24 protein-coding genes are annotated in these 23,998 nt (G+C 61.8%); 19 read left to right on the top strand and 5 right to left on the bottom strand.

The features are described from left to right. Positions 1-3: 3 nt before the first annotated feature. The 3 genes from FHX03_RS24510 to hpaR all read right to left on the bottom strand — a co-directional run bounded on the left by FHX03_RS24510 (position 4) and on the right by hpaR (position 3,125). On the bottom strand, positions 4-1,410 hold the full coding sequence (locus FHX03_RS24510; protein WP_097626219.1) for an aldehyde dehydrogenase family protein: 1,407 nt from the start codon (positions 1,408-1,410) through the stop codon (positions 4-6). A gap of 102 nt (positions 1,411-1,512) precedes the next feature. After that, a complete protein-coding gene (locus tag FHX03_RS24505) occupies positions 1,513-2,499 on the bottom strand; it encodes a helix-turn-helix domain-containing protein (protein ID WP_097626218.1) in 987 nt (328 codons plus the stop codon). Between the two features lie 110 nt (positions 2,500-2,609). Next, positions 2,610-3,125: a homoprotocatechuate degradation operon regulator HpaR gene (gene hpaR / locus FHX03_RS24500; RefSeq protein WP_375166082.1), complete on the bottom strand. Its 516-nt coding sequence runs from the start codon at positions 3,123-3,125 to the stop codon at positions 2,610-2,612. A 235-nt stretch (positions 3,126-3,360) separates the two neighbouring features. Between hpaR and FHX03_RS24495 the strand changes: the two genes are divergently transcribed. The 10 genes from FHX03_RS24495 to FHX03_RS24450 all read left to right on the top strand — a co-directional run bounded on the left by FHX03_RS24495 (position 3,361) and on the right by FHX03_RS24450 (position 13,309). After that, the gene (locus FHX03_RS24495; protein WP_131711234.1) at positions 3,361-3,627 is read left to right on the top strand and encodes an acylphosphatase; all 267 of its coding nucleotides are present in this window, start codon (positions 3,361-3,363) and stop codon (positions 3,625-3,627) included. A 126-nt stretch (positions 3,628-3,753) separates the two neighbouring features. Continuing rightward, positions 3,754-4,407 (top strand): Rieske (2Fe-2S) protein, encoded by a 654-nt coding sequence (locus FHX03_RS24490; RefSeq protein WP_183855855.1) that lies wholly within the window; start codon positions 3,754-3,756, stop codon positions 4,405-4,407. After that, the gene (locus tag FHX03_RS24485) at positions 4,404-5,249 is read left to right on the top strand and encodes an aromatic ring-hydroxylating oxygenase subunit alpha (protein WP_183855852.1); all 846 of its coding nucleotides are present in this window, start codon (positions 4,404-4,406) and stop codon (positions 5,247-5,249) included. Before FHX03_RS24490 ends, FHX03_RS24485 begins: the two co-directional genes overlap by 4 nt. After that, complete coding sequence (locus tag FHX03_RS24480; RefSeq protein WP_183855850.1) at positions 5,246-5,905, top strand: glutathione S-transferase family protein; 660 nt, start codon at positions 5,246-5,248, stop codon at positions 5,903-5,905. The genes FHX03_RS24485 and FHX03_RS24480 overlap by 4 nt, the downstream gene beginning before the upstream one ends. Position 5,906: 1 nt before the next feature. Then, positions 5,907-7,286 (top strand): amidohydrolase, encoded by a 1,380-nt coding sequence (locus FHX03_RS24475; protein ID WP_183855848.1) that lies wholly within the window; start codon positions 5,907-5,909, stop codon positions 7,284-7,286. A 26-nt stretch (positions 7,287-7,312) separates the two neighbouring features. Next, positions 7,313-8,410 (top strand): BMP family ABC transporter substrate-binding protein, encoded by a 1,098-nt coding sequence (locus tag FHX03_RS24470; RefSeq protein ID WP_097626211.1) that lies wholly within the window; start codon positions 7,313-7,315, stop codon positions 8,408-8,410. A 3-nt stretch (positions 8,411-8,413) separates the two neighbouring features. After that, on the top strand, positions 8,414-9,937 hold the full coding sequence (locus FHX03_RS24465; protein ID WP_097626210.1) for an ABC transporter ATP-binding protein: 1,524 nt from the start codon (positions 8,414-8,416) through the stop codon (positions 9,935-9,937). Further along, on the top strand, positions 9,934-11,034 hold the full coding sequence (locus tag FHX03_RS24460) for an ABC transporter permease (protein WP_183855846.1): 1,101 nt from the start codon (positions 9,934-9,936) through the stop codon (positions 11,032-11,034). Before FHX03_RS24465 ends, FHX03_RS24460 begins: the two co-directional genes overlap by 4 nt. Beyond that, the gene (locus FHX03_RS24455) at positions 11,031-11,942 is read left to right on the top strand and encodes an ABC transporter permease (RefSeq protein WP_183855844.1); all 912 of its coding nucleotides are present in this window, start codon (positions 11,031-11,033) and stop codon (positions 11,940-11,942) included. Before FHX03_RS24460 ends, FHX03_RS24455 begins: the two co-directional genes overlap by 4 nt. 179 nt (positions 11,943-12,121) lie before the next feature. After that, entirely contained in the window at positions 12,122-13,309 is a 1,188-nt protein-coding gene (locus FHX03_RS24450) for an alpha-hydroxy acid oxidase (protein ID WP_183855842.1), read from the top strand. A gap of 18 nt (positions 13,310-13,327) precedes the next feature. Here the strand turns inward: FHX03_RS24450 and FHX03_RS24445 are convergent, their stop codons facing one another. Next, on the bottom strand, positions 13,328-13,501 hold the full coding sequence (locus tag FHX03_RS24445; protein WP_165503924.1) for a hypothetical protein: 174 nt from the start codon (positions 13,499-13,501) through the stop codon (positions 13,328-13,330). 317 nt (positions 13,502-13,818) lie between these two features. Here FHX03_RS24445 and FHX03_RS24440 point away from each other — a divergent pair, with 317 nt between their 5' ends. The 3 genes from FHX03_RS24440 to FHX03_RS24430 are packed head-to-tail and all read left to right on the top strand — an operon-like array spanning position 13,819 to position 16,891. Continuing rightward, positions 13,819-15,132 (top strand): CmpA/NrtA family ABC transporter substrate-binding protein, encoded by a 1,314-nt coding sequence (locus FHX03_RS24440; protein WP_183855840.1) that lies wholly within the window; start codon positions 13,819-13,821, stop codon positions 15,130-15,132. A gap of 56 nt (positions 15,133-15,188) precedes the next feature. Next, positions 15,189-16,082: a nitrate ABC transporter permease gene (gene ntrB, locus FHX03_RS24435; protein ID WP_064654446.1), complete on the top strand. Its 894-nt coding sequence runs from the start codon at positions 15,189-15,191 to the stop codon at positions 16,080-16,082. A gap of 11 nt (positions 16,083-16,093) precedes the next feature. Further along, the gene (locus FHX03_RS24430; protein ID WP_183780141.1) at positions 16,094-16,891 is read left to right on the top strand and encodes an ABC transporter ATP-binding protein; all 798 of its coding nucleotides are present in this window, start codon (positions 16,094-16,096) and stop codon (positions 16,889-16,891) included. Positions 16,892-16,983: 92 nt separating this feature from the next. Here the strand turns inward: FHX03_RS24430 and FHX03_RS24425 are convergent, their stop codons facing one another. After that, positions 16,984-17,658: a GntR family transcriptional regulator gene (locus FHX03_RS24425; protein ID WP_027683086.1), complete on the bottom strand. Its 675-nt coding sequence runs from the start codon at positions 17,656-17,658 to the stop codon at positions 16,984-16,986. Between the two features lie 340 nt (positions 17,659-17,998). Here FHX03_RS24425 and FHX03_RS24420 point away from each other — a divergent pair, with 340 nt between their 5' ends. From FHX03_RS24420 to atzD, 6 genes are read left to right on the top strand one after another with little or no spacing between them, the layout of a single operon-like run. Further along, the gene (locus tag FHX03_RS24420; RefSeq protein WP_097626204.1) at positions 17,999-19,126 is read left to right on the top strand and encodes a BMP family ABC transporter substrate-binding protein; all 1,128 of its coding nucleotides are present in this window, start codon (positions 17,999-18,001) and stop codon (positions 19,124-19,126) included. Positions 19,127-19,146: 20 nt separating this feature from the next. Next, complete coding sequence (locus tag FHX03_RS24415; protein ID WP_183855838.1) at positions 19,147-20,274, top strand: ABC transporter permease; 1,128 nt, start codon at positions 19,147-19,149, stop codon at positions 20,272-20,274. Next, positions 20,274-21,200 (top strand): ABC transporter permease, encoded by a 927-nt coding sequence (locus FHX03_RS24410; protein WP_097618446.1) that lies wholly within the window; start codon positions 20,274-20,276, stop codon positions 21,198-21,200. Before FHX03_RS24415 ends, FHX03_RS24410 begins: the two co-directional genes overlap by 1 nt. A gap of 12 nt (positions 21,201-21,212) precedes the next feature. Next, positions 21,213-22,229 carry a formamidase gene (locus tag FHX03_RS24405; RefSeq protein WP_183780132.1) on the top strand — a complete coding sequence of 339 codons (1,017 nt, stop codon included), beginning with the start codon at positions 21,213-21,215 and terminating at the stop codon, positions 22,227-22,229. A gap of 11 nt (positions 22,230-22,240) precedes the next feature. Then, positions 22,241-22,942: a cysteine hydrolase family protein gene (locus FHX03_RS24400; RefSeq protein ID WP_183855944.1), complete on the top strand. Its 702-nt coding sequence runs from the start codon at positions 22,241-22,243 to the stop codon at positions 22,940-22,942. After that, positions 22,942-23,997, top strand: a complete 1,056-nt coding sequence (atzD, locus tag FHX03_RS24395; RefSeq protein ID WP_131711222.1) for a cyanuric acid amidohydrolase — start codon at positions 22,942-22,944, stop codon at positions 23,995-23,997. The genes FHX03_RS24400 and atzD overlap by 1 nt, the downstream gene beginning before the upstream one ends. The last annotated feature ends 1 nt before the right edge of the window (position 23,998 follow it).

The following is a 23,998-nucleotide window of genomic DNA, read 5'->3' as shown; positions in this document are numbered from 1 at the left end:
GGCTCAGCTCAACACCGTCTGGATCGTCGTGAATTCCTTCAGTCCTTCGGCGCCGAATTCGACGCCGATGCCGGATTGTTTGACGCCCCCGAAGGGTGCATTGGGTTGAATCGTGCCGTGCTTGTTGATCCAGACCGAGCCGCATTCGAGCTGCCTTGCATAGCGCTTGGCCTTCTCGACATCGGCAGACCAGACCGAACCGCCGAGACCCGCCGGATTCTGGTTGGCGCGGGCGATCACCTCGTCGAGATCACTGTAACGGATGATCGGCAGGGCCGGACCGAACTGCTCCTCATCGACCAGCCGGACACCATGATCGACATCGGCAACCAGCGTGATCGGATAGAAATAGCCGGGCCGGTCCATCGGCGCGCCGCCGGTCAGAATGCGGCCGCCTTGTGTGCGCGCATCATCGACGAGATCGCGCACCTTGTTGAACTGCATTTCGTTTTGTATCGGGCCGAGGATGCTGGCCTCATCCAGGCCGTCGCCGACAGTGATCTTGCCGGCATAATCGGCAAGTGCGCTGCAGACCTCCTCATAGATGCTGTCATGCACATAGAGGCGTTTCAGCGCCGCGCAGGTCTGGCCGTTATTGATGAAGGCGCCCCAGAACAGGCCCTCGACAATGCCTTTCGGATCGACGTCGGGCAGCACGATGCCCGCATCGTTGCCGCCGAGTTCCAGCGTCAGCCGTTTCAAGGTGGCGACGGCCGAGGCCATAATTTTCTTACCGGTCTCGGTGGAACCGGTGAAGGTCATCTTGGCAATACCGGGATGAGCGGAAAGCGCAGCCCCGATGCTGTTTTCGCCGGTGATCACATTGACGACGCCGGGGGGCAGCACCTCGTTGATGATCTCGACCAGACGGATGGTCGAGAGCGGCGTCAGGGGCGACGGCTTGATGACGACGGTATTGCCGGCCCGCAGCGCCGGCACGATGTGCCAGCAGGCAATCATGACGGGCCAGTTCCAGGGCGTGATCGAACCGACGACGCCGATCGGCTTGCGGTGCAGCTCGACACGTCCTTCATTGTCATCCTGCAGGATTTCCACCGGCAGATCGAGTTCGGCCGTATGACGTGTCCAAGCGATCGCGCCGCCGATTTCAAACCGCGATCCTAGACCATTGAGCGGCTTGCCCTGCTCCCGGGTTAGGATCTGCGCCAGTTCTTCGGCGTGCTCGGCGATCTTCTCGGCAAGGGCCCGGCAGGCCGCGGCGCGCTCTTCATTCGAGGTCTGCGACCAGCTTTTGAAAGCCGCGGCGGCGGCGGCAACGGCTTGGTCGAGATCGGCTTCCCCGGCAAGCGGCATATAGCCGACGATTTCGCCGTTCGATGGATTGGCAACCGGCGCATGATGGGTCGTGGCGACAGTTTCGCCACCGATGAGCAGGGTAGACTGCTTCACGATATTCTCCTCCCGTGAGATTGGGGAGGACTATGACTTTGGCTGGATAAGCCGTCTTGGGGAGAAACGCGCCTCGTCTTGGACGGAAGCGCAAATTGCGCGTCAGACCATCCGTGGCACCGCTTCGCCGGCGCGCAGCAGCTCGCTCGGCGCACAATCGAACAGTTCTTTGAAGCTGCGGTTGAAATAGGAAATGTCGTTGAAGCCGGCGGAATAGGCGACTTCGGCGATCGTTCCGGCGTGGCGCTGCTCCTTGAGCTGCTCGATCTTTTCGCGTGCAAAGCGCAGGCGCTTGTCGCGGATGACGGTGGTGCAGGTCATGCCCAGTCCCTGGAAGTCCTGCTGCAGCGTGCGGATCGAGACGCCGAGCCTCGTCGCCAGCCATTTGGCGCTGAGATCGCTCTCGGTCAGGTGTTTGTCGATCAGGATATCGACCATCTGCATGCGCCTGCCGGCACTGTCATGCAAGGAAGTCAGGCTTGCCGTCTGGATGTCGGTCGACAGAAATGCCTGGCGCGTCGTGTCGAACATCAGCTGGCGCAGATGCGGCGAGGCCGCCTCGCTTTCCGGCGTCGTCATCATCTTGGCGATCAGCGCACGCAGCATCATCGTCATCGGATCGTCGGCCGCAAGCTTGCGGGCCACGTCGAAATCCACCTTGCTGCCCGAATACATCAATTGCCGCGGCAAATGCAGGGACAGATGATTGGAGAAGTGACCGCGGAAATAGAAGGTGGTCGGCCGCGTGGAATCGACCAGAATGCATTCGCCGACATCGAGAATGTTCTGCTGGCCGGAATGCTCTACGCCGCAGGCTCCCTCGAGCTGCAGGATCAGGAACAGATGTTCGTGGGCATCGCGGCGAATGTCGTCCCAGCCGCGATGGACATAATCGAGATCGTTGGAGACGTGGGCAAATTCCATGCCGCAGACGTCGATGCGGCTTGCCGTGCCGGTCACCTTGTCGCCCCGTTGCATCGTATGCGCGTTGAAATTCCCGCAGATATTGTGAAGGTCATCCGACCATTGATCGTAAGGCGTCGGCGACCAGGCGCGATCGACGAGGCTGCGGTTCTGCAACAGGTCCAACTCTGCCTCCCAACAGTGTCTACACAGCTGAAGACTGCCGCAGGCCGGACTGGCCGTCAATTAAATATTTAACACATTAATCAAGAGGCTGTGCATGGAGCGGAAAGCCGTCACTCCTCACCGCCGGTCGCGCCTTCGAGCCTCAGCGCCGTCAGCTCGTCCAGCATGTCCAGCAGTTGCTCGACCCGCTCCGCCCCGAAGCGTACGCCGATATCGGCATAGACCTTCAGGCTCTCCGGCATCACCTCGTCGACCATTGCTCGCCCGGCAGGCGTAATCCGCAGCAGCACCCGCCGACCGTCGGCCTTGTCCTTATGTTTGGTGATGAAGCCGCGCTCTTCGAGCGAGCGGATCATGCGCGTCAGGCTCGGTGCCAGGATCGAGGCCTTGTCCGCCACTTCGCTGGCATCGAGCGTACCTGCTTCGGAGAGCACACGGATCACCCGCCATTGCTGCTCGGTTACATCATGCGCCGCCAGGATCGGTCGGAAATGGCTCATCACCGCTTCGCGCGCCCGCAAAAGCCCGATCGCGAGCGACCGCTGGCGCTCTTGCGATGAACCCGGCAACGACGGCATCTCGCGTTTCTCCTGCTGTCCATTCTTCATCGGCGTCCGATCGTGCAATGATTGAATATCGATTCTGCGCCACATTGAGCCGCCGCGGAAAATCGCAAGACAGCTAGTTAACACAGCAACGACCAACCACAAGCCCATCCGCTCGATCGATCGACAAGGCTTATGAGCACCGCGACGGTCGCCGGTGTTTGCAGAGCAAACTCCGACGGCGTATCCTCGCTTCGACGATACCCCTTTCGCAAGTGCATTCAGGCGCTATGGTGTTGGAAAAACAAGGGCGAGCATGAGACAAAATACAAGCCACCTCCAGGAGCGGATGACCATTGTCGGTGATCTCAAGGCTGCGTCCTTTATCCCCTGGATCCGGCGCCATGCCGCCAAGCTCGGGCTGTCGCACAGCATATCCCATGCGAGTTCCATGCGGATCGAACTCGAGCTTTCAGGACCGGAGGATTTGATCGACATGATGGAGGTGGGGTGTTCACTGGGGCCAATCGACGTATGGGTCGAGTGCATAGAACGCACTGCGAGGATGGGCGAAAAGGCCTAACACCATGTGCGGTTTTTGCGATGTGCATATTATTTAACCATCGTTGCCAATGCGAAAAAACTATGCAAACGTGAGGCCTTGAGCGTATCGTTTTACAAAACGTAATATAGTTCAGGAAGTCTAGTCATGCCATCCGATCCGACCGGCTTTTGGACGCCAGTCGCCCTCTCCCGGGATCTGCCGGCCGCAACAGTCATGCCGGCCCGGACGGCATCTGGATCGATTGCCCTCTGGCGCAGCGCTTCGGGGCGTATATCGGCATCGGCGGATCGCTGTCCGCACCGTGGCATGCGCTTGTCCCATGGCTTCGTGCGCGGCGAGGCGCTTTCCTGCATCTATCACGGCTGGAGTTATGGCCAGGCCGGAAACTGTCTGCGCATTCCTGCCCATCCGGGGCTGGCGCCGCCAGAAACCATCCGTGTCGCCACCCATGAGGTCGAGGAAGCGGGCAGCATGATCTGGGTGGCCGTGGGCACGCCCACTTCGAAGCCGCCGAGGCTTGATGGCCTCATTCCCCTGCGCTCGCTAACGGCGTTTGCAGGCACTGCCGCGATTGAAGCGGCGGCCGGCGTGAAGGCGAACCCTGACGGTCTTGTCGAGATCGACGCACCCACCGGCAGCCTCCTTCTGTTATTATCCGCCCAAGAAGACGGGCAGACGCTGATCCATGTGCTCCTGAAGGATGACCTCGGCCCAGCTGCGGCCATCGGCGCTTCGCGGGTTGCCGAAAGTCTGCGGCGCCGGGCTGAAGATCTTCAGAAAAAGGAGATCGCGCGGTGAGCATGCAGGCGATGATCGACGAATGGTATCCGGTTGGGCTTTTCAGTCAGCTCGACAGCGCCGGTCGCAAAACGAGGCTGATGGGCGAGCCGATCGACGTGGCGAGCGACGCCGATGGCAATGCGAGGGTAACGGGCGACGACGGCCGCGTTCTGCCGGTGCGCGTGCGTTACGGCCATGTCTGGTCCTCGCTCGGCGAGCCGAGGAAGGATATTTTCCCGATCCCCGAGGCCGACCAGCCCGGCCGCCGTTTCGTCGACGTCGGCGTGGTGCGCGTGCGCTGCTCGCCCCTGCGCGCCGTCGAGAACTTTCTCGACATTGCCCATTTCCCCTTCGTCCACACCGACATTCTCGGCGCAGAGCCGCACACCGAGGTTCAGAACTACAAGGTCGAGATCCGCGAGGAAGAAGATGAAGTCTGGGCAACGCAGGTGAAGTTTTACCAGCCGCAGGCCGCCAAATCGGCGAGCGGCGGGATCACGACGGAATATATGTACCGCGTGCCGGCACCGACTTGCTCCGTGCTCTACAAGACCTGCCCGCCTCGCCCGAGCGAGTGGGATGTCATCACGCTCTTCGTGCAGCCGCTGGCCGAGGACCTGTGCGACGTCTGGCCATGGATGGCGCTCTTCGACGACGAAACCGCGATGACCGACCTCATCCACTTCCAGCAGACGATCTTCCTGCAGGACCGGTCGATCCTGGAAAACCAGATCCCGTCGCTTCTGCCGCTCGATCCCGGCATGGAAATCCCGACGCGGGCCGATCTCACATCGATCGCTTACCGGCGCTGGCTTAAGCGTCACAATTATACCTATGGCGCGCAGCTGGTGGCGCAATGAAGCTCTACGACTACATTCTCTCCCCCAGCTGCTACAAGGTGCGCCTGATGGCGGCGCTGACCGGCGTCAAGCTGGAACTCCGCCCGGTGGATTTCCATCCCGGCGCCGAGCATCGCGGCCCCGAGCTTCTCGCCCTCAATCCGGCAGGTTCCATTCCAATCCTGGCGGATGGCGATCTGATCCTGACCGAGTCGTCGGCAATCCTTGTCTATCTCGCCGCCAAGGCAGCACCCGAATGGCTTGGCAATGGCAAGGCCGAAGAAGCGGCAAAGGTGCAGCAATGGCTGTCCTTTTCCGGCCGGCTGACGGCAAGCCTGGGCGGCGCGCGGCTTCACGAAATGCTGCTGCGGCCGGGCGATATCGGCGGGTTGCAGGCCCAGGGCATCGCCGCACTTCGCGAGCTTGAGGCGGGACTGGTCGAGCAGGGTGTTCGCGGCATGCGCTTCCTCGCAGCCGACCAGCCGACAATTGCCGACATCGCCTGCTTCCCCTATGTGGCGCTAGCGCCCGATGGAGGCGTGGCGCTGGATGCTTATCCCGCCATCCGGCTCTGGTCGCGGGCGCTACGTGCGCTCGATAGGTTTATCGAAATGCCCGGTATTCACCGGCTGCACGAATTGAAGCCGGAACCCCAGATCGAGCCGGGCGAGGTATGACATGACCGGCTATCTCCTGAAGAACTGCGCAGCCGTGATCGTCGACGAGGGCAAGGGGCCGGTCGTCCGTCGCCATGTCGATCTATTGACCGAGGGTCCGGCGATTATGGCGATCGGCGAAAATCTGGCTGCGGACGCGCTTCCCGCCGGCACGACCATTCAGGATGCCGCCGGCTGGTTCGTCTATCCCGGCCTCGTCAACACCCACCACCATTTTTTCCAATGCTTCGTGCGCAATCGCGTCGATCTCGACTGGACAAAGCTTTCGGTCATCGAGTGGCTGGACCGGATCTACCCGATCTTTTCGCAGCTCAATGAGGAGTGTTTTTACCACTCCTCCGTCACGGCGATGGCCGAGATGATCAAACATGGCTGCACCACGGCCTTGGATCACCAATACAATTTCCCCCGCCCCGCCGGGAAGCGGCTGATCGACCGCCAGTTCGAGGCAGCCGAGCTGCTCGGCATGCGCTTCCACGCCGGCCGCGGCGGCAACACCCTGCCGAAGTCGGAGGGCTCGACCATTCCCGACGCGATGCTGGAAACGACCGACGAATTTATCGCCGACTGCGCCCGGCTGATCGACACTTACCACGATGCCAACCCGTTCAGTATGCGCCAAGTCGTGTTGGCGCCCTGCCAGCCGGTGAACTGCTATCGCGAGACCTTCGTGGAATCGGTGGCATTGGCGCGCGATCGCGGCGTCATGATGCACACCCATGTCGGCGAGGGCGAAAGCCCGGTTATTCAGGCTCGTCATGGCATGCGCACGGTCGATTATCTGGAAGAACTCGGCTTTGCCGGGCCCGACGCCTTCTATGCCCATTGCTGGGAGCTGACTCACGACGAACTCAGGAAGATGGCGGCGAGCCGCACCGGTGTGGCGCACTGCCCGGAGCCGGTTTATCTGGTCGGCGCCGAGGTCACCGACATTCCCGCCATGGCTGCCTTCGGACTGCGTATCGGCCTTGGCTGCGACGGGGCCGCCTCCAACGACAATTCCAACCTGATGCACTGCCTGCACTCCGCCTATATGTTGCAGTGCCTGGTATCCTCCAGCCGCGCCCATCCCGTGCCGCCGCCCGTCGATTTCCTCGGCTACGGTACGACAGGCGGTGCGAGCCTGCTCGGCAGGCGCGACATCGGCCGGCTGGCGCCCGGCATGGCAGCCGACCTGTTTGCGATCGACACGCGTCGGATGGATTATGTCGGCACGCGGCACGATCCGTTGAGCCTGATTGCCCGCGTCGGCATCGGCATGGCGACCGATATGACGATGATCAATGGCCGCATCGTCTGGCAGAAGGGGGAATTCCCCGGTCTCGACGAGGCCAAACTGGCCGCCTACGCCGAGGCCGCCCTATCCGCCGTAGAATCTTAAAAAAGCCAAAAGAGGGAACTGAGAACATGACCAAACTGACCCGCAGAAACCTGATGACGGCCGCTGCCGCCACCGGCCTTGCCGGCGCGCTCGGCAGCCGCCTTGCTTTCGCCGCCGACCAGCCGCTCGGCATCACGCTCGTCGTCCCTTCGCCGATCGGCGATGTCGGCTGGGGGCACGCCCTTGCCGCCGGCCTCGAGCCGATCAAGGCCGCTTACGGCGACAAGGTGAAGGTCACCGTGCTTGAGAATATCGCCGAAGGCCCGGACGCCGACCGCATCATGACAAAGACCGTCGCCGACGGAAACAAGTTCCTGATCGCCGGCTCCTTCGGCTATCAGAACGGCGCGTTGCAGATCGCCCGCCGTGATCCAGGCGTGACGGTCCTGCATGCCTCCGGCTTCCAGGTTGCTCCCAATTTCTCGCCGTTCGCCGCCAAATATTTCCAGGGCACCTATCTGCTCGGCATGGCTGCCGCAGCACTTTCCAAGACCGGCAAGCTCGGCTCCGTGTCCGCCTTCGCGATTCCCGAACTCATCACTTCGATCAACGCCTTCACCCTCGGCGCCCAGGCCGTCAAGCCCGATATCGAGGTCTCGGTAGTGTGGGTGAACTCCTGGTTCGACCCGGCCAAGGAGCAGGAAGCCGCCAAAGCCTTGATCGCGCAGAAGTGCGACGTGATCTTCTCCAACGCCCAGGACACGCCGTCCGTCATCTCGGCCTGCGAGGAAGCCGGCGTCTACGCCTTCAACCTCAACTCCTCGATGAAGAAATACGCACCGAAAACCTATCTCGGATGCATCTCGACGGATTGGTCGCCGTTCTTCAAGGCATCGGTCGACGCCCATCTCGCCGGCACGTTCAAGGGCGCCAATGCGTTCCTCGGCGTCGCCGACAAGGTCGTCGAAGTGGTCGATTGGAATCCGGATGTTCCGGCAGACGTGATGGCCAAGATCAAGGAGATCGAGGCAAAGATCGCCGACGGCAGCTTCTCGCCCTTCACCGGGCCGATCACCAAGGCCGACGGCAGCGAGGGTGTCGCATCTGGCGCAACCATGGCCGACCCCGAGATCATCGCCATGAATTGGCACGTCAAGGGCGTCTCGACGCCGCTGCCGAAATAAGTCATGACCACCCCGCTCCTGTCGCTGCGCGGCATTTCGAAAAGCTACGGCCAAGTCCATGCCAATCAGGCAATCGATCTGGACGTGGCTCCGCAATCGATCCACGCGATCCTCGGAGAAAACGGGGCGGGAAAATCGACGCTGATGAAGCTGATCTACGGTGTCGAGCAGCCGGACGACGGAGATATCGTCTGGGAAGGCACACCCTTGCGCCTCGCCTCCCCCGCGGAGGCGCGGCGCAAGGGCATCGGCATGGTCTTCCAGCACTTTTCGCTGTTCGAGACCTTGACGGTCATCGAGAATATTCAGCTGGTGGTGCCGGGTCGGAAAGCCGATCTCAAGGAACGTATCCGGTCGCTTGGACGGGAGTTCGGCCTTGAAGTCGATCCGCTTGCCCATGTGCATGCGCTGTCCGTCGGCGAGCGGCAGCGGGTGGAGATCATCCGAAGCCTGATGACCAATCCGAAGCTGCTGATCCTTGACGAGCCCACCTCCGTCCTTCCGCCGCAAATGGTGGAGAAGCTCTTCGACACCCTGCTTCGGCTGCGTGATGGCGGCGTTTCCATCCTGCTGATTTCCCACAAGCTCGAAGAAATTCGGGCGATCTGTGACCGCGCGACGATCCTGCGCGGCGGGCGCGTGACCGGGGATGTCGATCCGCGCGAGCATGATGCCCATGACCTGGCCCGGATGATGATCGGCCGCGATATGCCCGCACCCATCTCCGCGCTGCCGCTGTCTGGCGGGGAAAAGCGGCTGGAGATCATCGGTTTGGACCACCAGCCCGACGATCCCTTCGCGGTGCCGCTTTCCGGCCTCAGCCTTGAGGTGCGTGCCGGCGAAATCCTCGGCATCGCCGGTGTTTCGGGCAACGGCCAAAGCGAGCTTGCTGCGCTGATTTCAGGCGAGACCATGCTGGGGCGCGAACAACGCGACCGGATTTACATGATGGGAATGGATGTCGGCAGGCTCGATGCCGCCGCGCGGCGGCAGCTCGGATTTGCCTTCGTTCCGGAAGACCGGCTCGGACGCGGCGCGGTGCCCGAAATGTCGCTCGTCCTCAACAGCCTGCTGACGGCCCATCCGCTCAAGCTTTTACGGCGTGGTCTCATCGAAAGGGCACGGGCGATGACGTTCACCACGGATTGTATCCATCAGTATGATGTCCGGACATCCGGCCCGGATGCGGAAGCCGGCACCCTGTCCGGCGGCAACCTGCAGAAGTTCATCGTCGGCCGCGAAATCATGCTGTCTCCGAAATTGCTTTTCGTGGCGCAGCCGACCTGGGGTGTTGATGTCGGCGCTGCCTCTGCTATCCGCAGCCGCCTGGTCGCATTGCGCAATCAGGGCATGGCGATCCTCGTCATTTCCGAGGAGCTGGAAGAATTGTTCGAACTCTGCGATTGCATCCAGGTGCTGCATCACGGACGGCTCAGCCCGCCGCTTGCAACCCGGGACACCAAGCCCGAGGAGATCGGCCGATACATGATCGGGGCCCATGTCTCGCCCGAGAAAGTTCAACAATGAGCGTCTGGTCTCCTGCTTCCCTTCCCACCCTGGTCCGCCGGGAGCGCGCCTCGCTGGCCGCGGCCTTGGGCGCACCCGTCATCGCGCTCGGGGGGGCGATCGCACTTAATCTCGGCCTTTACGTCTTGATGGGCCGCGACCCCGTCGCGGTCGTCTATGCGATGCTTTTCGAGCCCTTCCTCTCCTGGGCTTCATTTTCGGAAGTTCTCCTAAAGGCCGGGCCTCTCCTCCTCATCGCCCAGGGGCTGGCAATCGGCTTTCGCGCCAAGGTTTTCAATATCGGCGCCGAGGGCCAGTTTATCCTTGGGGCGATCTTCGCCTCCGCCATCCCGGTCTGGTTTCCCCAGGCGTCGGGCCAGTGGATCTGGCCGGCGATGCTGCTGCTCGGCGCCATCGGCGGCGCGATTTGGGCTTCTCTCACCGCCTTCTGGCGCGTGCGCCTCAATGCCAATGAGATCCTCGTTTCGCTGATGCTGAGCCTCGTTGCCGCGCAATTGTTGAACTATCTGCTGCTCGGGCCCTGGAAGGATCCGAACGGCTTTAATTTCCCCCAGTCGGTGATGTTCCAGTATGATGCGATGGTGCCGACCCTGATTGTCGGCACTCGCGTCAATGTCTCCTTCCTCATCACCCTCGTTTTGTCGGTTGCGGCCTGGGTCTTCATGCAGAAGAGCTTCATCGGCTATAAGCTGCAGGTCGGCGGCTTGGCGCCGCGGGCTGCCGGCTACGCCGGTTTCAGGGAAGGCTGGGCGATCTGGCTTTCGCTGCTGATCGGCGGTTTTGCTGCCGGTCTTGCCGGCGCCGCCGAAGTCGCCGGTCCGCTCGGCCAACTGCAGCGTTCGGTCGCGAGCGGCTACGGTTATGCGGCCATCATCGTCGCCTATCTCGGCGGCCTGCATCCAATCGGTATCGTGGTCTCGGCGCTGGTCATGGCGGTTATCTATATCGGCGGCGACAATGCCATGGTCTCGGCCAGCCTGCCGATCGCCGCCGTCCGCGTCTTCCAGGGTAGTCTGCTGCTCGCCTACCTGATCGCCGTCGCCTTCGTGCGCTACCGTCTTGAATGGCGCCGCACCGCCCAGCGGAGCCTGCCATGAACGCCATCGAGTTCATTCTTGCCGGCATGCTTGCGGCTGCGACACCGTTTCTTCTGGCGGCACTCGGCGAATTGGTGGCCGAGCGCGCCGGTGTCCTCAACCTCGGGGTCGAGGGATTGATGGCCCTTGGCGCCGTGCTCGCCTTCATCGTCGTTTATCATGGCGGCGGACATTTTCTTGGTTTCATCGTCGCAGGGCTCGGCAGCGCCGCCCTTTCACTGCTCTTTGCCTTCGTCACGCTCGGGTTCCGGGCAAACCAGGTGGCTGCCGGCCTTGCCATCGGCATTCTTGGCCAAGGCCTTTCGGCCCTCTTCGGCAAGACCTATGAAAGCCTGACGGTCAAGGGTCTTCCAAAGCTTGCTCTTCCAGCGCTGTCGGAACTGCCGGTGATAGGGGGCCTTTTCGTTCAGGACATCGCCGTGTGGATTTCGCTCGCCGCGACGCTGGCTCTTTGGGCCATACTTGCCTACACCAAGCTTGGTCTCATCGTCCGCGCCGTCGGTGAGAACCCGAAGGCCGCCCACGCCATCGGCTATTCGGTGATATCGGTCCGCATCCTCGCCATCGCCTTCGGCGGCGCGATGGCAGGTTTCGCCGGTGCCTATGCGGCGGTCGTTTACACACCACTCTGGGCTGACGGGATGATCGCCGGACGCGGCTGGATCGCCATCGCCCTCGTCGTCTTCGGGACCTGGCTCACCGGTCGCATCTTCCTTGGGGCCTGCCTTTTCGGCGCAGTCTCGTTGATGGGTCTTGCGGCCCAGGCAACCGGACTGGACGTTCCCTCGCAGCTACTGTCGAGCCTGCCCTATCTCGTCACCATCATCGTGCTCGGCATCATCTCCGCCGACCGTCGCTTACTGAAACTGAACGGTGTGGCTTCGCTCGGCGAACCATTCGAGCGATAGCACATCGTGCGGTCTGTTGATTACCGCCGGTATGCTGGTTACCTTGATATTTCCGTCCATTCGGAAGGGTCGCAAGGAAGCATTCGAGGCAAACGAAGATTGCGGCGGGGAGGCTGACTGTCGGTAGCGGTGGCCCTCTCTCAGAAAACGAATTCGCCTGTAATCCAACGGAGCAAGCCATGAAAGTAAGCAGCCTCCAGTCCCGCCGTTCGACCCGGCTGGCGCAGGCTATGCTCTGCCTCGATGACTTCGAGCCAAAGGCAAAACGGCATCTGCCGAAGCCGCTCTATGCCTATATTTCCGGTGGAACCGAAACCAACGCATCGCTGCGAAATAATCTCGAGGCCTTTCAGGCTTATGCGTTTCGACCGCGTATTCTGCGGGATGTGTCAAAGCGAAGCACGGAGACGACCTTATTCGGTCAGACCTATGCCGCCCCATTCGGGATTGCCCCAATGGGTATCAGTGCGCTCATGGCCTATCGCGGCGACATTATTCTTGCTGCCGGTGCGGCGCAGGTCGGGATTCCGATGATCATGAGCGGATCCTCGCTCATTCGACTCGAGGAGGTTATTGCCGCCGCGCCCGCGAGCTGGTTCCAAGCCTACCTGCCCGGTGAACCCGAACGCATCGATGCGCTGGTGGACCGCGTTGCGGCGGCAGGCTTTAGCACCTTGTTGCTGACCGTCGATACCGCCACGCTCCCGAACCGGGAAAACAATATCCGGGCAGGCTTCTCGACGCCTCTGCGGCCGAGCCTTGCTTTGGCCTGGCAGGGTGTCTCGCACCCGCAATGGGCTATCGGGACATTTCTGCGCACTGTCGCCCGCCACGGCATCCCGCATTTTGAAAACTCCTACGCAACCAGAGGCGCACCCATCATCGCCTCGAACGTCACGCGGGACTTCGGCCGGAGAGACCATCTGAACTGGAGCCATCTCGAGCGCATCCGCAGCCGCTGGAGCGGCAAGCTGATCGTCAAGGGCATTCTTCATCCGGACGATGCGGCGCGTGCCGTCGAGACAGGGGCTGACGGGGTGATCGTCTCCAATCACGGCGGCCGCCAGCTCGATGGCGCCATATCTCCCCTCGCGGCGCTTCCCGAGATCGTGGAGCGTCTGGGTGACACGATCCCAGTCATGATCGACGGCGGCTTTCGCCGCGGAACCGATATTATTAAGGCTTTGGCGCTCGGGGCACGTTTCGTGTTTGTCGGGCGGCCGTTTCTTTATGCGGCGGCCGTTGCCGGTCTGCCTGGTGTATTGAGGGCGGCAGACATCCTAAAGTCTGAGCTCCACAGCAATATGGCCCTGCTCGGCGTAACGACGATCGAGCAAGTTTCTCGCGGCCACCTCGTTCCGGCTTGACGAAACAGCCGTGATCTCTCACCAGCGCGGATCGTCGTCGCGAACCTTCCGGCAGCGGGCGCGCCCATCGGCATTTTTGGTCGAGGCCTCTCCGCCCTTGTCGGCAAAACCTGTGACTGGAGCGACGATTTCGGCTTGATGGCACCAGCCAGCGACCGAAATGACGCGTGTGCACTGCACAAATAGGCGCATTCACGACTGCGAGCATAGCAACAATCGCCCAATGAATCGGCACTTAGCATTAATGCCTAAAATATAATCAATAGCGGATTTGCGAAATATCTCCTGTTGATTCAGTCTGTTAACGGCCGCTTTCAGGATTGGCACGCTGATTGCAGGTTCTAAGGCGCATCGGTCAACGGCGACCGGCGCGGATAGGCGCGGTATAAGCGCCTACACAGACACCGACGTCGCAAGGTCTTTGCACTCCAGGATGCTCCCATCGCTGGACGTAAATTCCGGCGGCGTTTTTTTGCGTTCGAATTCAGCCAGCAGAGGGGAACCTGCAGATGAAAAAAATTTCGACGACTGGGATTTCAACAACCGGCATGACCCGCCGCAGCCTGCTCAAGACGACCGCAGCGGCTGCCCTCATCGGCGCCGTCAAGGCTGCCTTTCCGTCCGGCGCCTTCGCAGCTGGGGCAGGGCCTGAGGTGAAAGGTGCCAAGCTCGGCTTTATCGCTCTCACGGATTCCGCACCGCTGATCATCGCCAAGGAAAAGGGCTTTTTCGACAAGCATGGCCTTCCGGAAACGGATGTGGCCAAACAGGCATCCTGGGGTGCGACCCGCGACAATCTCGTGCTGGGCGGCGCAGCAAACGGCATTGACGGTGCCCATATCCTGTCGCCGCTCCCCTATCTCATGCATACCGGCAAGGTGACGCAGAACAATAAGCCGGTGCCCATGGCAATCCTCGCCCGGCTCAACCTCGACAGCCAGGGTATTTCCGTCGCCAAGGAATATGCCGAAACCGGCGTGCAGCTGGATTCCTCCAAGCTGAAGGCGGCATTCGAGAAAAAGAAGGCTGAGGGCAAGGAGATCAAGGCCGCCATGACCTTCCCGGGCGGCACCCATGACCTCTGGATCCGCTACTGGCTCGCCGCGGGCGGCATCGATCCGAACAAGGACGTTTCGACCATCGTCGTGCCGCCGCCGCAGATGGTTGCCAACATGAAGGTCGGCAACATGGACGTCTTCTGTGTGGGCGAACCGTGGAATGAGCAGCTCGTCAACCAGGGCATCGGCTTTACCGCAGCTACCACCGGCGAGCTCTGGAAGGGGCATCCTGAAAAGGCGCTCGGACTGCGCGCGGAGTGGATCGAACAGAATCCCAATGCTGCCAAGGCCCTGCTGATGGCTGTCATGGAGGCTCAGCAGTGGTGCGAAAGCATGGACAACAAGGCGGAGATGGCTGACATTCTCGGCAAGCGCCAATGGTTCAACGTTCCGACGAAGGACGTGCTCGGCCGCCTCAAGGGCGATATCAATTATGGCAATGGCCGCGAGGTCAAGGCCACCGACCTCTATATGAAGTTCTGGAAAGACGGCGCCTCCTACCCGTTCAAGAGCCACGATACCTGGTTCATGACGGAAAACATCCGCTGGGGAAATCTCCCGGCGAGCACCGACATCAAGGCGCTGGTCAACCAGGTGAACCGCGAAGACATCTGGCGCGAGGCCGCCAAGGATCTCGGCGTTGCGGCGGCCGATATTCCCGCATCGTCTTCTCGCGGCAAGGAGACTTTCTTCGACGGCAAGGTCTTCGACCCTGAAAATCCCTCCGCCTATCTCGACAGCCTTTCGATCAAGGCTGTCTCCTGACCCGCTCCGGCGCGCGACCGGCGCGCCGGCCTTTCATTCACGTGAGGAGCACGTTGATGTCCGCCCTGGCAAATAAAGAAAATCCCTCCACGGCCGCCTCTGCCAAGCTGGCGGCAAAGGTTCTGCCATTTTCCGGCAAGCACGGATCGCGGATCGATTTTCGTCGAGCGGCACTGACCGCACTTCGCAATGTCGTTCCGCCAGTCGTCGTGCTGGCACTCATCCTGCTTGTCTGGCAGGTGCTCTGTTCGTCGGCGGATGCGTCTTTACCCTCGCCGCATCGGGTCTGGCAGGATAGTTATGACCTGATCGCCTATCCGTTTTTCAACTACGGCTCCCAGGATATCGGGCTCGGCTGGCGCGTGCTCATTTCGCTGCAGCGCGTTCTCTATGGCTTTGGCCTTGCCGCGGTCACCGGCGTCATCATCGGTGCGATCATCGGCCAGTCGATCTGGGCTATGCGTGGCCTCGATCCGATCTTCCAGGTGCTGCGTACGGTCCCGCCGCTCGCCTGGCTGCCGCTGTCGCTCGCAGCCTTCCAGGATTCCAATCCCTCGGCGATCTTCGTGATCTTCATCACGTCGATCTGGCCGGTGATCATCAACACCGCCGTCGGCGTGCGTAATATCCCGCAGGACTACCGCAATGTCGCCGAGGTGCTGCGCCTCAACCAGTTCGAGTTTTTCTGGAAGATCATGCTGCCTTCGGCAGCGCCTTACATCTTCACCGGCCTCAGGATCGGCGTCGGCCTCTCCTGGCTCGCCATCGTAGCGGCCGAAATGCTGACGGGCGGCGTCGGCATCGGTTTCTTCATCTGGGACGCATGGAACTCGTCGCGTCTTCCGGACATCATTGTCGCGCTCGCCTATATCGGCATCGTTGGCTTCGCCCTCGACAAGCTGGTGGCAGCACTGGGCAAACTCATCACCCGCGGCGCCATGGCCAACTGAGGAACGCACCTATGAACGCCTATCTGAAGCTTGATCATATCGACAAACATTTCGATCGGGGCGGCGTGCGCGCCGAGGTCCTGAAGGATATCAACCTGACGATTTCCGCGGGCGAATTCGTCTCGATCATCGGCCATTCGGGCTGCGGCAAGTCTACCCTGCTCAACCTCATCGCCGGCCTGACCCCGGTTTCGGCAGGCGCCGTGCTGCTTGAAAACCGTGAGGTCAATGGACCCGGTCCGGAGCGCGCCGTCGTCTTCCAGAACCACTCGCTGCTGCCCTGGCTGACGGTCTACGAGAACGTTAATCTCGCCGTCTCCAAACTCTTCAACCGAACGAAGACCAATGCCGAGCGGCATGACTGGGTCATGGCCAACCTCGACCTCGTGCAGATGGCGCATGCGAGGGATAAGCGGCCTTCGGAAATTTCAGGCGGCATGAAACAGCGCGTCGGCATTGCCCGCGCGCTTGCAATGGAGCCGAAGATCCTGTTGCTCGACGAGCCCTTCGGCGCGCTCGATGCGCTGACCCGCGCCCATCTTCAGGACGCGGTGATGGAAATCCACGCCCGGCTTGGCAATACGATGGTGATGATCACCCATGATGTCGACGAAGCGGTGCTGCTGTCCGATCGCATCGTGATGATGACCAACGGCCCGGCGGCCCGCATCGGCGAAGTGCTCGATGTGACCATGTCCCGTCCCCGCAATCGCATCGAACTCGCCTCTGATCGGACATATCTCAAATGCCGTGAAGCCGTGCTGAAGTTCCTCTATGAACGCCACCGCTTCATCGAAGCGGCGGAGTAGAAACCGGGAAATAACCTCGGCGTTTGCCGGCCCTGATCTTTTCGTCTTCGTATCGGGTCCGGCAGCGCCTGATTTTAGGCGTTGGGCTCTCTTTATTCCCCGGGCGTTGCAAAGACCGCGCTGGCATCGCTGACAATTTCCACATGGGAATATGCCGCCTGCCCTGCGGCCGCGGCATCCGCGCGCATGATTGCGGTCACGATCCGGCCGTGCTCCTCATAGGATTTTGCCAGGCGCCCGGGCAGACGGAACTGCGCCCGCCGAAAAGGCGCGAGCCGCGCCCGTGTCTGGGTCACCATCTCAAAGACATGATCATTATGCGCGCCGCGATAAAGCCGGGTATGGAATTCGGTGTTGTGAGCCGAATATTCCTCTTCCGCGCCGGCGTGCACGAGCCTCACCGATGCCCGATGCTCCAACTCCAGCGCGCGCCGCTCGTCGACCGTCATACGCTCGGCCGAGAGCCTGGCGCAGATCGCTTCGAGTTCGGCCATCGCTTCGAACATCGAATGCAGATAAGCCTCGGTGACATTGGTAACGACGGCACTGCGGTTCGGCTCGCGTGCAATCAATCCCATAGCGCCCAACTCACGCAGAGCCTCGCGTACCGGCGTGCGCGAAACGTCGAAACGAACCGCGAGCGATACCTCGTCCAACTTCGCGCCCGGCAGGATTTCACCTGTGACGATCATGTCGGCGATCGCCCGCACCATCTGTTCGACGGTGGTTCCGGTGCGGATCACTTCTCTGCGCCTGGTCTGCTTCACGATACGAATCTGCTCACGTCAACACTCTGCATACAGATGACGTTCGAGACTGGATAAGTCAAATCGGGCGGCGAAGATATTGTTAAATTTTCGCTTTCTCATGCCCGAGATACCTCGGCTAACTCGACTTTGTGCCAACCACGCAGTCACAATGAACAAGAAATATCTATTGATTACTTTTTGCGCAAGAATTCGATCAATCTGTATGCACTTTGCAACGCGCAAGTCTTGCGATAACGGATAAATTATAAAAAACAACAGATTAATTTCTGGCACATGCATTGCATGCACTTTCCTGTACCCGTTCACAACCGGCCCAGCGCCGCAAGGAGCATTTCCGATGACCAAACTCCTTTCCATGAACCGCCGCAATTTCCTCCAGGCTTCCGCTGCCGGTGCGCTTGCCGGCGCCATGCCGGGTCTGATCGCCTCCTCCGCCGCAGCCCAAACCGCGCTGACCGTCGGCTTCATCTATGTCGGCCCCAAGGACGACTACGGCTACAACCAGGCGCATGCCGAAGGTGCGGCCGTCATCAAGGCGCTACCAGGCGTGACGCTGGTCGAAGAAGAGAATGTACCGGAAACCGTCGACGTCCAGAAGACCATGGAATCCATGATCAACCTGGACGGCGCGACCCTGCTCTTTCCGACCTCCTTCGGCTACTTCGACCCACACATGCTGGCCGTGGCCGCCAAACATCCCGACATCCAGTTCCGGCACTGCGGCGGTCTCTGGCAGGAAGGCAAGAACCCGGCCAATACGGGCTCCTATTTCGGCTATATCTTCCAGGGCCAGTATCTGAACGGCATCGCCGCCGGTCATGCGACGAAGAGCAAGAAGATCGGCTTCGTCGCCGCCAAGCCGATCCCGCAGGTTCTGCAGAATATCAATGCCTTCCTGCTCGGCGCACGCACGGTCGATCCGGGTATCACCTGCCAGGTGATCTTCACCGGCGAATGGTCGCTTGCCGTCAAGGAGGCCGAGGCCACCAATGCGCTGGTCGACCAGGGCGCCGACGTCATCACCTGCCACGTCGACAGCCCCAAAGTGGTCGTCGAGACGGCCGCCGGCCGCGGCGCCTTCGTCTGCGGCTATCACGCCAACCAGAGCCCGCTTGCTCCCGAAAAGTACCTCACCGGCGCCGAATGGGCCTGGGGCAACGTCTACAGCGACTTCGTCAAGAAGGCGCAGGCCGGCGAAAAGCTCGGCAACTTCGTGCGTGGTGGCCTGAAGGACGGCTTCGTGAAGATGAGCGCGCTCGGCCCAGGCGTGTCCGCGGAGGGCCGCAAGGCTTTTGAGGCCACGCAGGCGGAGATGATGAAGGGCGGCTTCTCGGTCTTCAAGGGTCCGTTGAAGGACAATAAGGGCGACACTGTCGTGGCTGCCGACAAGAGCTACGCCGAAGACGCGATCGAACTCGAGAGCATGAATTATCTGGTCGAGGGCGTGGTCGGGTCCACAGCGTAAACCGCGAAGGGAGAAGCGCCATGACCATAGAGGCCAATAATCCCGCAATAGCCATCGTGGAAAAACCGGCTTCGCTGCGCCCCGTCCTCGAATGGATCGCGCGGCGAGCCGAGCCTGTTGTCATCGGCCTCGCGGCCATCCTGATCGGTCTTGCGCTCTTCTCCCTCTTCATCCTGGCGGTCGGCAAGTCGCCGGCCACCCTCTTCCAACTGATGTATACCGGCGGCTTCGGCAGCTGGTTTTCGGTGCAGAACAGCTTAAGTCGTGCCGCACCCCTTCTCCTGACGGCACTCTGCGTCGCCCTGCCCGCCCGTCTCGGCCTCGTCATCATCGGCGGGGAAGGAGCGGTCGTGCTGGGCGGCGTTGCCGCCGCAGCCATGGCTCTGCCGCTCGCCGGCACCGCGCCTGTTTTCCTCACCCTCATTCTGATGGCAATCGCTGCCATGGTGGTCGGCGGTATCTGGATCGGCCTTGCCGGTTTCCTGCGCCATTATCGCGGGGTCAACGAAACCATCTCCTCGCTGCTGCTCTCCTATATCGCCATTGCCCTGATGAACCAGTTCGTCGAAGGGGTGCTGCGCGATCCGGCGAGCCTCAACAAGCCGTCGACCAGGCCGCTGCCGGCGGAATACATGCTCGGCAATATTCCCGGCATGGACGTGCATTGGGGTCTCGTCATCGGCATCCTCGCCTGCATGCTCTCCTGGATCGTGATTGAGGCGACGTGCTACGGTTTTGCCGCCCGCATCGCCGGCGGCAACGTGCGCGCCGCGCAGATCCAGGGACTGCCGGTGGGCAGGCTGATCGCCGGATTTACCGCGCTTGCCGGCAGCTTTGCCGGTCTGGCGGGCATGATCGAAGTGGCGGCGGTGCAGGGAAGTGCCAACGCCTCGCTTGCCGCCGGCTACGGTTATACCGGTATCCTTGTCGCCTTCCTCGCCAGGCACAATCCGCTGGCGATCATTCCGGTCGCGATCCTGCTCGGTGGCATCGACGCCTCGGGTGGCCTCATCCAGCGGCGCATGGGCCTGCCGGATGCGACGGTTCTGGTGCTGCAGGGGACACTCTTCATCGTCATTCTCTTCTGCGAAACCTTCTACGGCCGCTTCAAGATCTTCAATCCCGACCTCTGGAAAAGGAGCCTCTGATGGAGGAGACAGGCATCGGCATCTGGGGCGTGCCGCTGGCGATCTTCGCCGGCGCCATCCGCGTTTCCACGCCCTTCATCTTCGTCAGCCTCGGCGAGACGATCACCGAACGCTCCGGCCGCATCAATCTTGGCCTCGAAGGCACGCTCGTCTTCGGCGCCATGACGGCCTATGCGGTGGCCGTCATGACTGGCTCCCCGACCCTCGGCGTGCTGGCCGCAATGGTGGCGGGCGCGATCTTCGGCCTCATCCACGGCTGGATCTGCAAATTCCCTAAGGTCAACGACATCGCCATCGGCATCGCCATGATGCAGTTCGGTCTCGGCATGGCGTTCTTCCTCGGCAAATCCTTCATCCAGCCGGTTGCCCCGAAACTGCCCTCGATCCCGCTCGGCGGCTGGTCGAGCACTCCGCAGGTCCAGGCGGCGCTCAATATCAACGTGCTGTTCTTCATCGGCGCGGCACTTGCCCTCTTCCTGTTCTGGGCCTTCAAGAACACGCGCATCGGCCTGATCCTGCGCGTCGTCGGCGACAGCACCGACGCAGCCCGGGCCATGGGCATCCACCCGGACCGGGTTCGCTTGCTGGCAACGGCAGTGGGCGGTTCGTTGGCGGCAATCGGCGGCGCCTATCTCTCGCTCTACTATCCGGGCTCCTGGAACGAAGGCATTTCGTCGGGCCAGGGCCTGATGGCCGTGGCCCTTGTCATCTTCGCCCGCTGGAACCCGATCGGCTGTTTCCTGGCCGCCCTGCTTTTCGGCGGTGCCGGCGCGCTCGGCCCGGCGCTGCAATCGGTCGGCGTCACACAAGGCTACTACCTTTTTTACGCCGCGCCTTACGTGCTGACCCTCATCATCCTGATCGCCACCTCCTCGCCCACCCGCTCGCTCGCGGGTGCGCCGGGTGCGCTGTCGCTCACGAAATAACGGAGCATCCCGATGAACGGACTTGGCGGTCTCAACAAATCCGAACACGGCATCGGTATCGGCCTGGTGCAGCTCCAGCTGCCGGTGACCGTCACCAAAGCGGATCTGGCAAAACAGACGCAGGTGATCGTCGATCTGGTGGCCAAAGCGCGGCGCAACCAGCCGGGCATGGACCTCGTCGTCTTTCCCGAATACGCGCTGCACGGCCTTTCCATGGACATCAATCCGGAGATCATGTGCACGCTCGACGGGCCGGAGGTCGCGGCCTTCAAGCAGGCTTGCAGAGACAACCGGATCTGGGGCTGCTTCTCGATCATGGAGCTCAACCCCGGCGGCATGCCCTACAATTCCGGTATCGTCGTCGACGATCAGGGCGAGTTGAAGCTCTATTATCGCAAGATGCATCCCTGGATCCCCGTCGAGCCGTGGGAGCCCGGCGATCTTGGCATCCCTGTCATCGAAGGCCCCCGAGGCGCCAAGCTCGCGCTGATCATCTGCCATGACGGCATGTTCCCGGAGATGGCGCGCGAATGTGCCTATAAGGGCGCCGAAATCATGATACGCACCGCCGGCTATACGGCACCGATCCGCGATGCCTGGCGCTTCACCAACCAGGCCAACGCCTTCTGCAATCTGATGATCACCGCGAATGTCTGCATGTGCGGCTCGGACGGCACGTTCGATTCCATGGGTGAAGGCATGATCTGCAATTTCGACGGTACGATCATCGCCCACGGCACCTCCGGCCGGCCCAACGAGATCATCACCGCGGAGGTGCGTCCCGACCTGGTGCGCGAGGCCCGGCTCGGCTGGGGCGTGGAGAACAATATCTATCAGTTCGGCCATCGCGGCTACGTCGCCGTCGCCGGCGGCGCGCAGGATGCGCCCTACACCTACATGCACGACCTTGCCGCCGGCAAATACCGCCTGCCGTGGGAAGACGAGATAAAGGTCAAGGACGGCACGTCCTGCGGATTTGACAAGCCGATGCGCCGTTACGGCGACCCCCTCAAACCTGCCGCGGAATAGGAGAGAGAATGATGGACGCGATGGTCGAAACCAAAGGGCATTTTATCGACGCCGATCCGTATCCGTGGCCCTATAACGGCGCGCTGAGGCCTGATAACACCGCCCTCATCATCATCGACATGCAGACGGATTTCTGCGGCAAGGGTGGCTATGTCGACCACATGGGCTACGACCTGTCGCTGGTGCAGGCGCCGATCGAACCCATCAAACGTGTGCTGGCCGCCATGCGGGCCAAGGGCTACCACATCATCCACACAAGGGAGGGCCACCGCCCGGACCTCGCCGATCTGCCGGCCAACAAACGCTGGCGCTCGCAGCGCATCGGCGCCGGCATCGGCGATCCCGGCCCCTGCGGCCGCATCCTGACCCGTGGCGAACCCGGCTGGGACATCATCCCCGAACTCTACCCGATCGAAGGCGAGACGATCATCGACAAGCCCGGCAAGGGTTCGTTCTGCGCCACCGACCTCGAACTCATCCTCAACCAGAAGCGCATCGAGAACATTATCCTCACCGGGATCACCACCGATGTCTGCATCTCGACGACGATGCGCGAGGCGAACGACCGCGGCTACGAATGCCTGCTGCTGGAGGACTGCTGCGGTGCGACCGACTATGGAAACCACCTCGCTGCCATTAAGATGGTGAAGATGCAGGGCGGCGTCTTCGGCTCGGTCTCCAGTTCCGCGGCTCTAGTCGAGGCGCTGCCCTGATGCCGTCATTGCGTGCCCATGTCTTTCGCGTGCCGGCCGACGGCCCCGATGACGTTGCCGGCGTCGAGGCGCTCTTTGCTAGCGGCCTTCAGGCGAACAACGTTGTCGCCGTTCTCGGCAAGACGGAAGGCAACGGCTGCGTCAATGATTTTACCCGCGGTTATGCCACCCGCAGCTTCGAGACATTGTTCAGCAGATATGGCGTCGACGGCGTCTCGATCATCATGTCCGGCGGCACCGAGGGTGGGCTCTCGCCGCATTGGACGGTTTTTGCGCGTGAAACCGTAGAAACCCCGGGCGAACGGGCGCTGGCCATTGGTGTGTCGCGTACCCCCGCGCTGCCCACCGAACATCTCGGGCGCCGGGAACAGATCCTGCTCGTTGCCGAAGGCGTGAAGTCCGCGATGAGGGATGCCGGCATCGGTGATCCCGCCGATGTCCATTTCGTGCAGATCAAGTGCCCGTTGCTCACCTCGCGCCGGATTGCCGAGGCCGAGGCAGCAGGCAGGACGGTCGCAACCCACGACACGCTGAAATCCATGGGCCTCTCGCGCGGCGCTTCGGCTCTCGGCGTCGCCGTGGTCCTCGGCGAGATAGATGCGACATCGATCGGCGATGCCGACATCTGCACACGTTTCGATCTCTTTTCCCGCTGCGCCTCAACCTCGTCCGGGGTCGAACTCACCGATCACGAAATCATCGTCCTCGGCATGAGCGCAAAATGGTCCGGTCCGCTGTCGATCGACCACGCGGTCATGCGGGATGCGATCGACGCGCATTCCGTCAGGAAAGCCCGCGAACGCCTGCCGGAAAACAGCCGGCTGGCGGCGGTTCTCGCCAAGGCCGAGCCGGACCCGTCCGGCAGGATTGGCGGCAGGCGCCACACGATGCTCGATGACTCGGATATTGCAGGCACCCGCCATGCCCGTGCCTTCGTCGGCGGCGTTCTCGCCGGCATCTTCGGCATTACCGATCTCTATGTGTCCGGCGGCGCCGAACACCAGGGTCCGCCCGGCGGCGGTCCCGTCGCCATCATCGTCGAAAAGGAGCAATGAA

Origin of the sequence: Rhizobium sp. BK456 (genome assembly GCF_014194045.1) — a bacterium.
GTDB classification, from domain to species: Bacteria; Pseudomonadota; Alphaproteobacteria; order Rhizobiales; family Rhizobiaceae; genus Rhizobium; species Rhizobium redzepovicii.
The sequence above is the reverse complement of the archived record's forward strand: the minus strand, read 5'-3'. Positions and strand labels throughout refer to the sequence as shown.

Coding starts and splice junctions, on each gene's coding strand:
- atzD (WP_131711222.1), top strand. CDS start 22,942: ATGCCGTCATTGCGTGCCCATGTCTTTCGCGTGCCGGCCGACGGCCCC.
- FHX03_RS24430 (WP_183780141.1), top strand. CDS start 16,094: ATGAACGCCTATCTGAAGCTTGATCATATCGACAAACATTTCGATCGG.
- FHX03_RS24440 (WP_183855840.1), top strand. CDS start 13,819: ATGAAAAAAATTTCGACGACTGGGATTTCAACAACCGGCATGACCCGC.
- FHX03_RS24480 (WP_183855850.1), top strand. CDS start 5,246: ATGAAGCTCTACGACTACATTCTCTCCCCCAGCTGCTACAAGGTGCGC.
- ntrB (WP_064654446.1), top strand. CDS start 15,189: ATGTCCGCCCTGGCAAATAAAGAAAATCCCTCCACGGCCGCCTCTGCC.
- FHX03_RS24400 (WP_183855944.1), top strand. CDS start 22,241: ATGGACGCGATGGTCGAAACCAAAGGGCATTTTATCGACGCCGATCCG.
- FHX03_RS24415 (WP_183855838.1), top strand. CDS start 19,147: ATGACCATAGAGGCCAATAATCCCGCAATAGCCATCGTGGAAAAACCG.
- FHX03_RS24475 (WP_183855848.1), top strand. CDS start 5,907: ATGACCGGCTATCTCCTGAAGAACTGCGCAGCCGTGATCGTCGACGAG.
- FHX03_RS24420 (WP_097626204.1), top strand. CDS start 17,999: ATGACCAAACTCCTTTCCATGAACCGCCGCAATTTCCTCCAGGCTTCC.
- FHX03_RS24465 (WP_097626210.1), top strand. CDS start 8,414: ATGACCACCCCGCTCCTGTCGCTGCGCGGCATTTCGAAAAGCTACGGC.
- FHX03_RS24450 (WP_183855842.1), top strand. CDS start 12,122: ATGAAAGTAAGCAGCCTCCAGTCCCGCCGTTCGACCCGGCTGGCGCAG.
- FHX03_RS24495 (WP_131711234.1), top strand. CDS start 3,361: ATGAGACAAAATACAAGCCACCTCCAGGAGCGGATGACCATTGTCGGT.
- FHX03_RS24405 (WP_183780132.1), top strand. CDS start 21,213: ATGAACGGACTTGGCGGTCTCAACAAATCCGAACACGGCATCGGTATC.
- FHX03_RS24470 (WP_097626211.1), top strand. CDS start 7,313: ATGACCAAACTGACCCGCAGAAACCTGATGACGGCCGCTGCCGCCACC.
- FHX03_RS24455 (WP_183855844.1), top strand. CDS start 11,031: ATGAACGCCATCGAGTTCATTCTTGCCGGCATGCTTGCGGCTGCGACA.
- FHX03_RS24410 (WP_097618446.1), top strand. CDS start 20,274: ATGGAGGAGACAGGCATCGGCATCTGGGGCGTGCCGCTGGCGATCTTC.
- FHX03_RS24445 (WP_165503924.1), bottom strand. CDS start 13,501: ATGCGCCTATTTGTGCAGTGCACACGCGTCATTTCGGTCGCTGGCTGG.
- FHX03_RS24460 (WP_183855846.1), top strand. CDS start 9,934: ATGAGCGTCTGGTCTCCTGCTTCCCTTCCCACCCTGGTCCGCCGGGAG.
- FHX03_RS24490 (WP_183855855.1), top strand. CDS start 3,754: ATGCCATCCGATCCGACCGGCTTTTGGACGCCAGTCGCCCTCTCCCGG.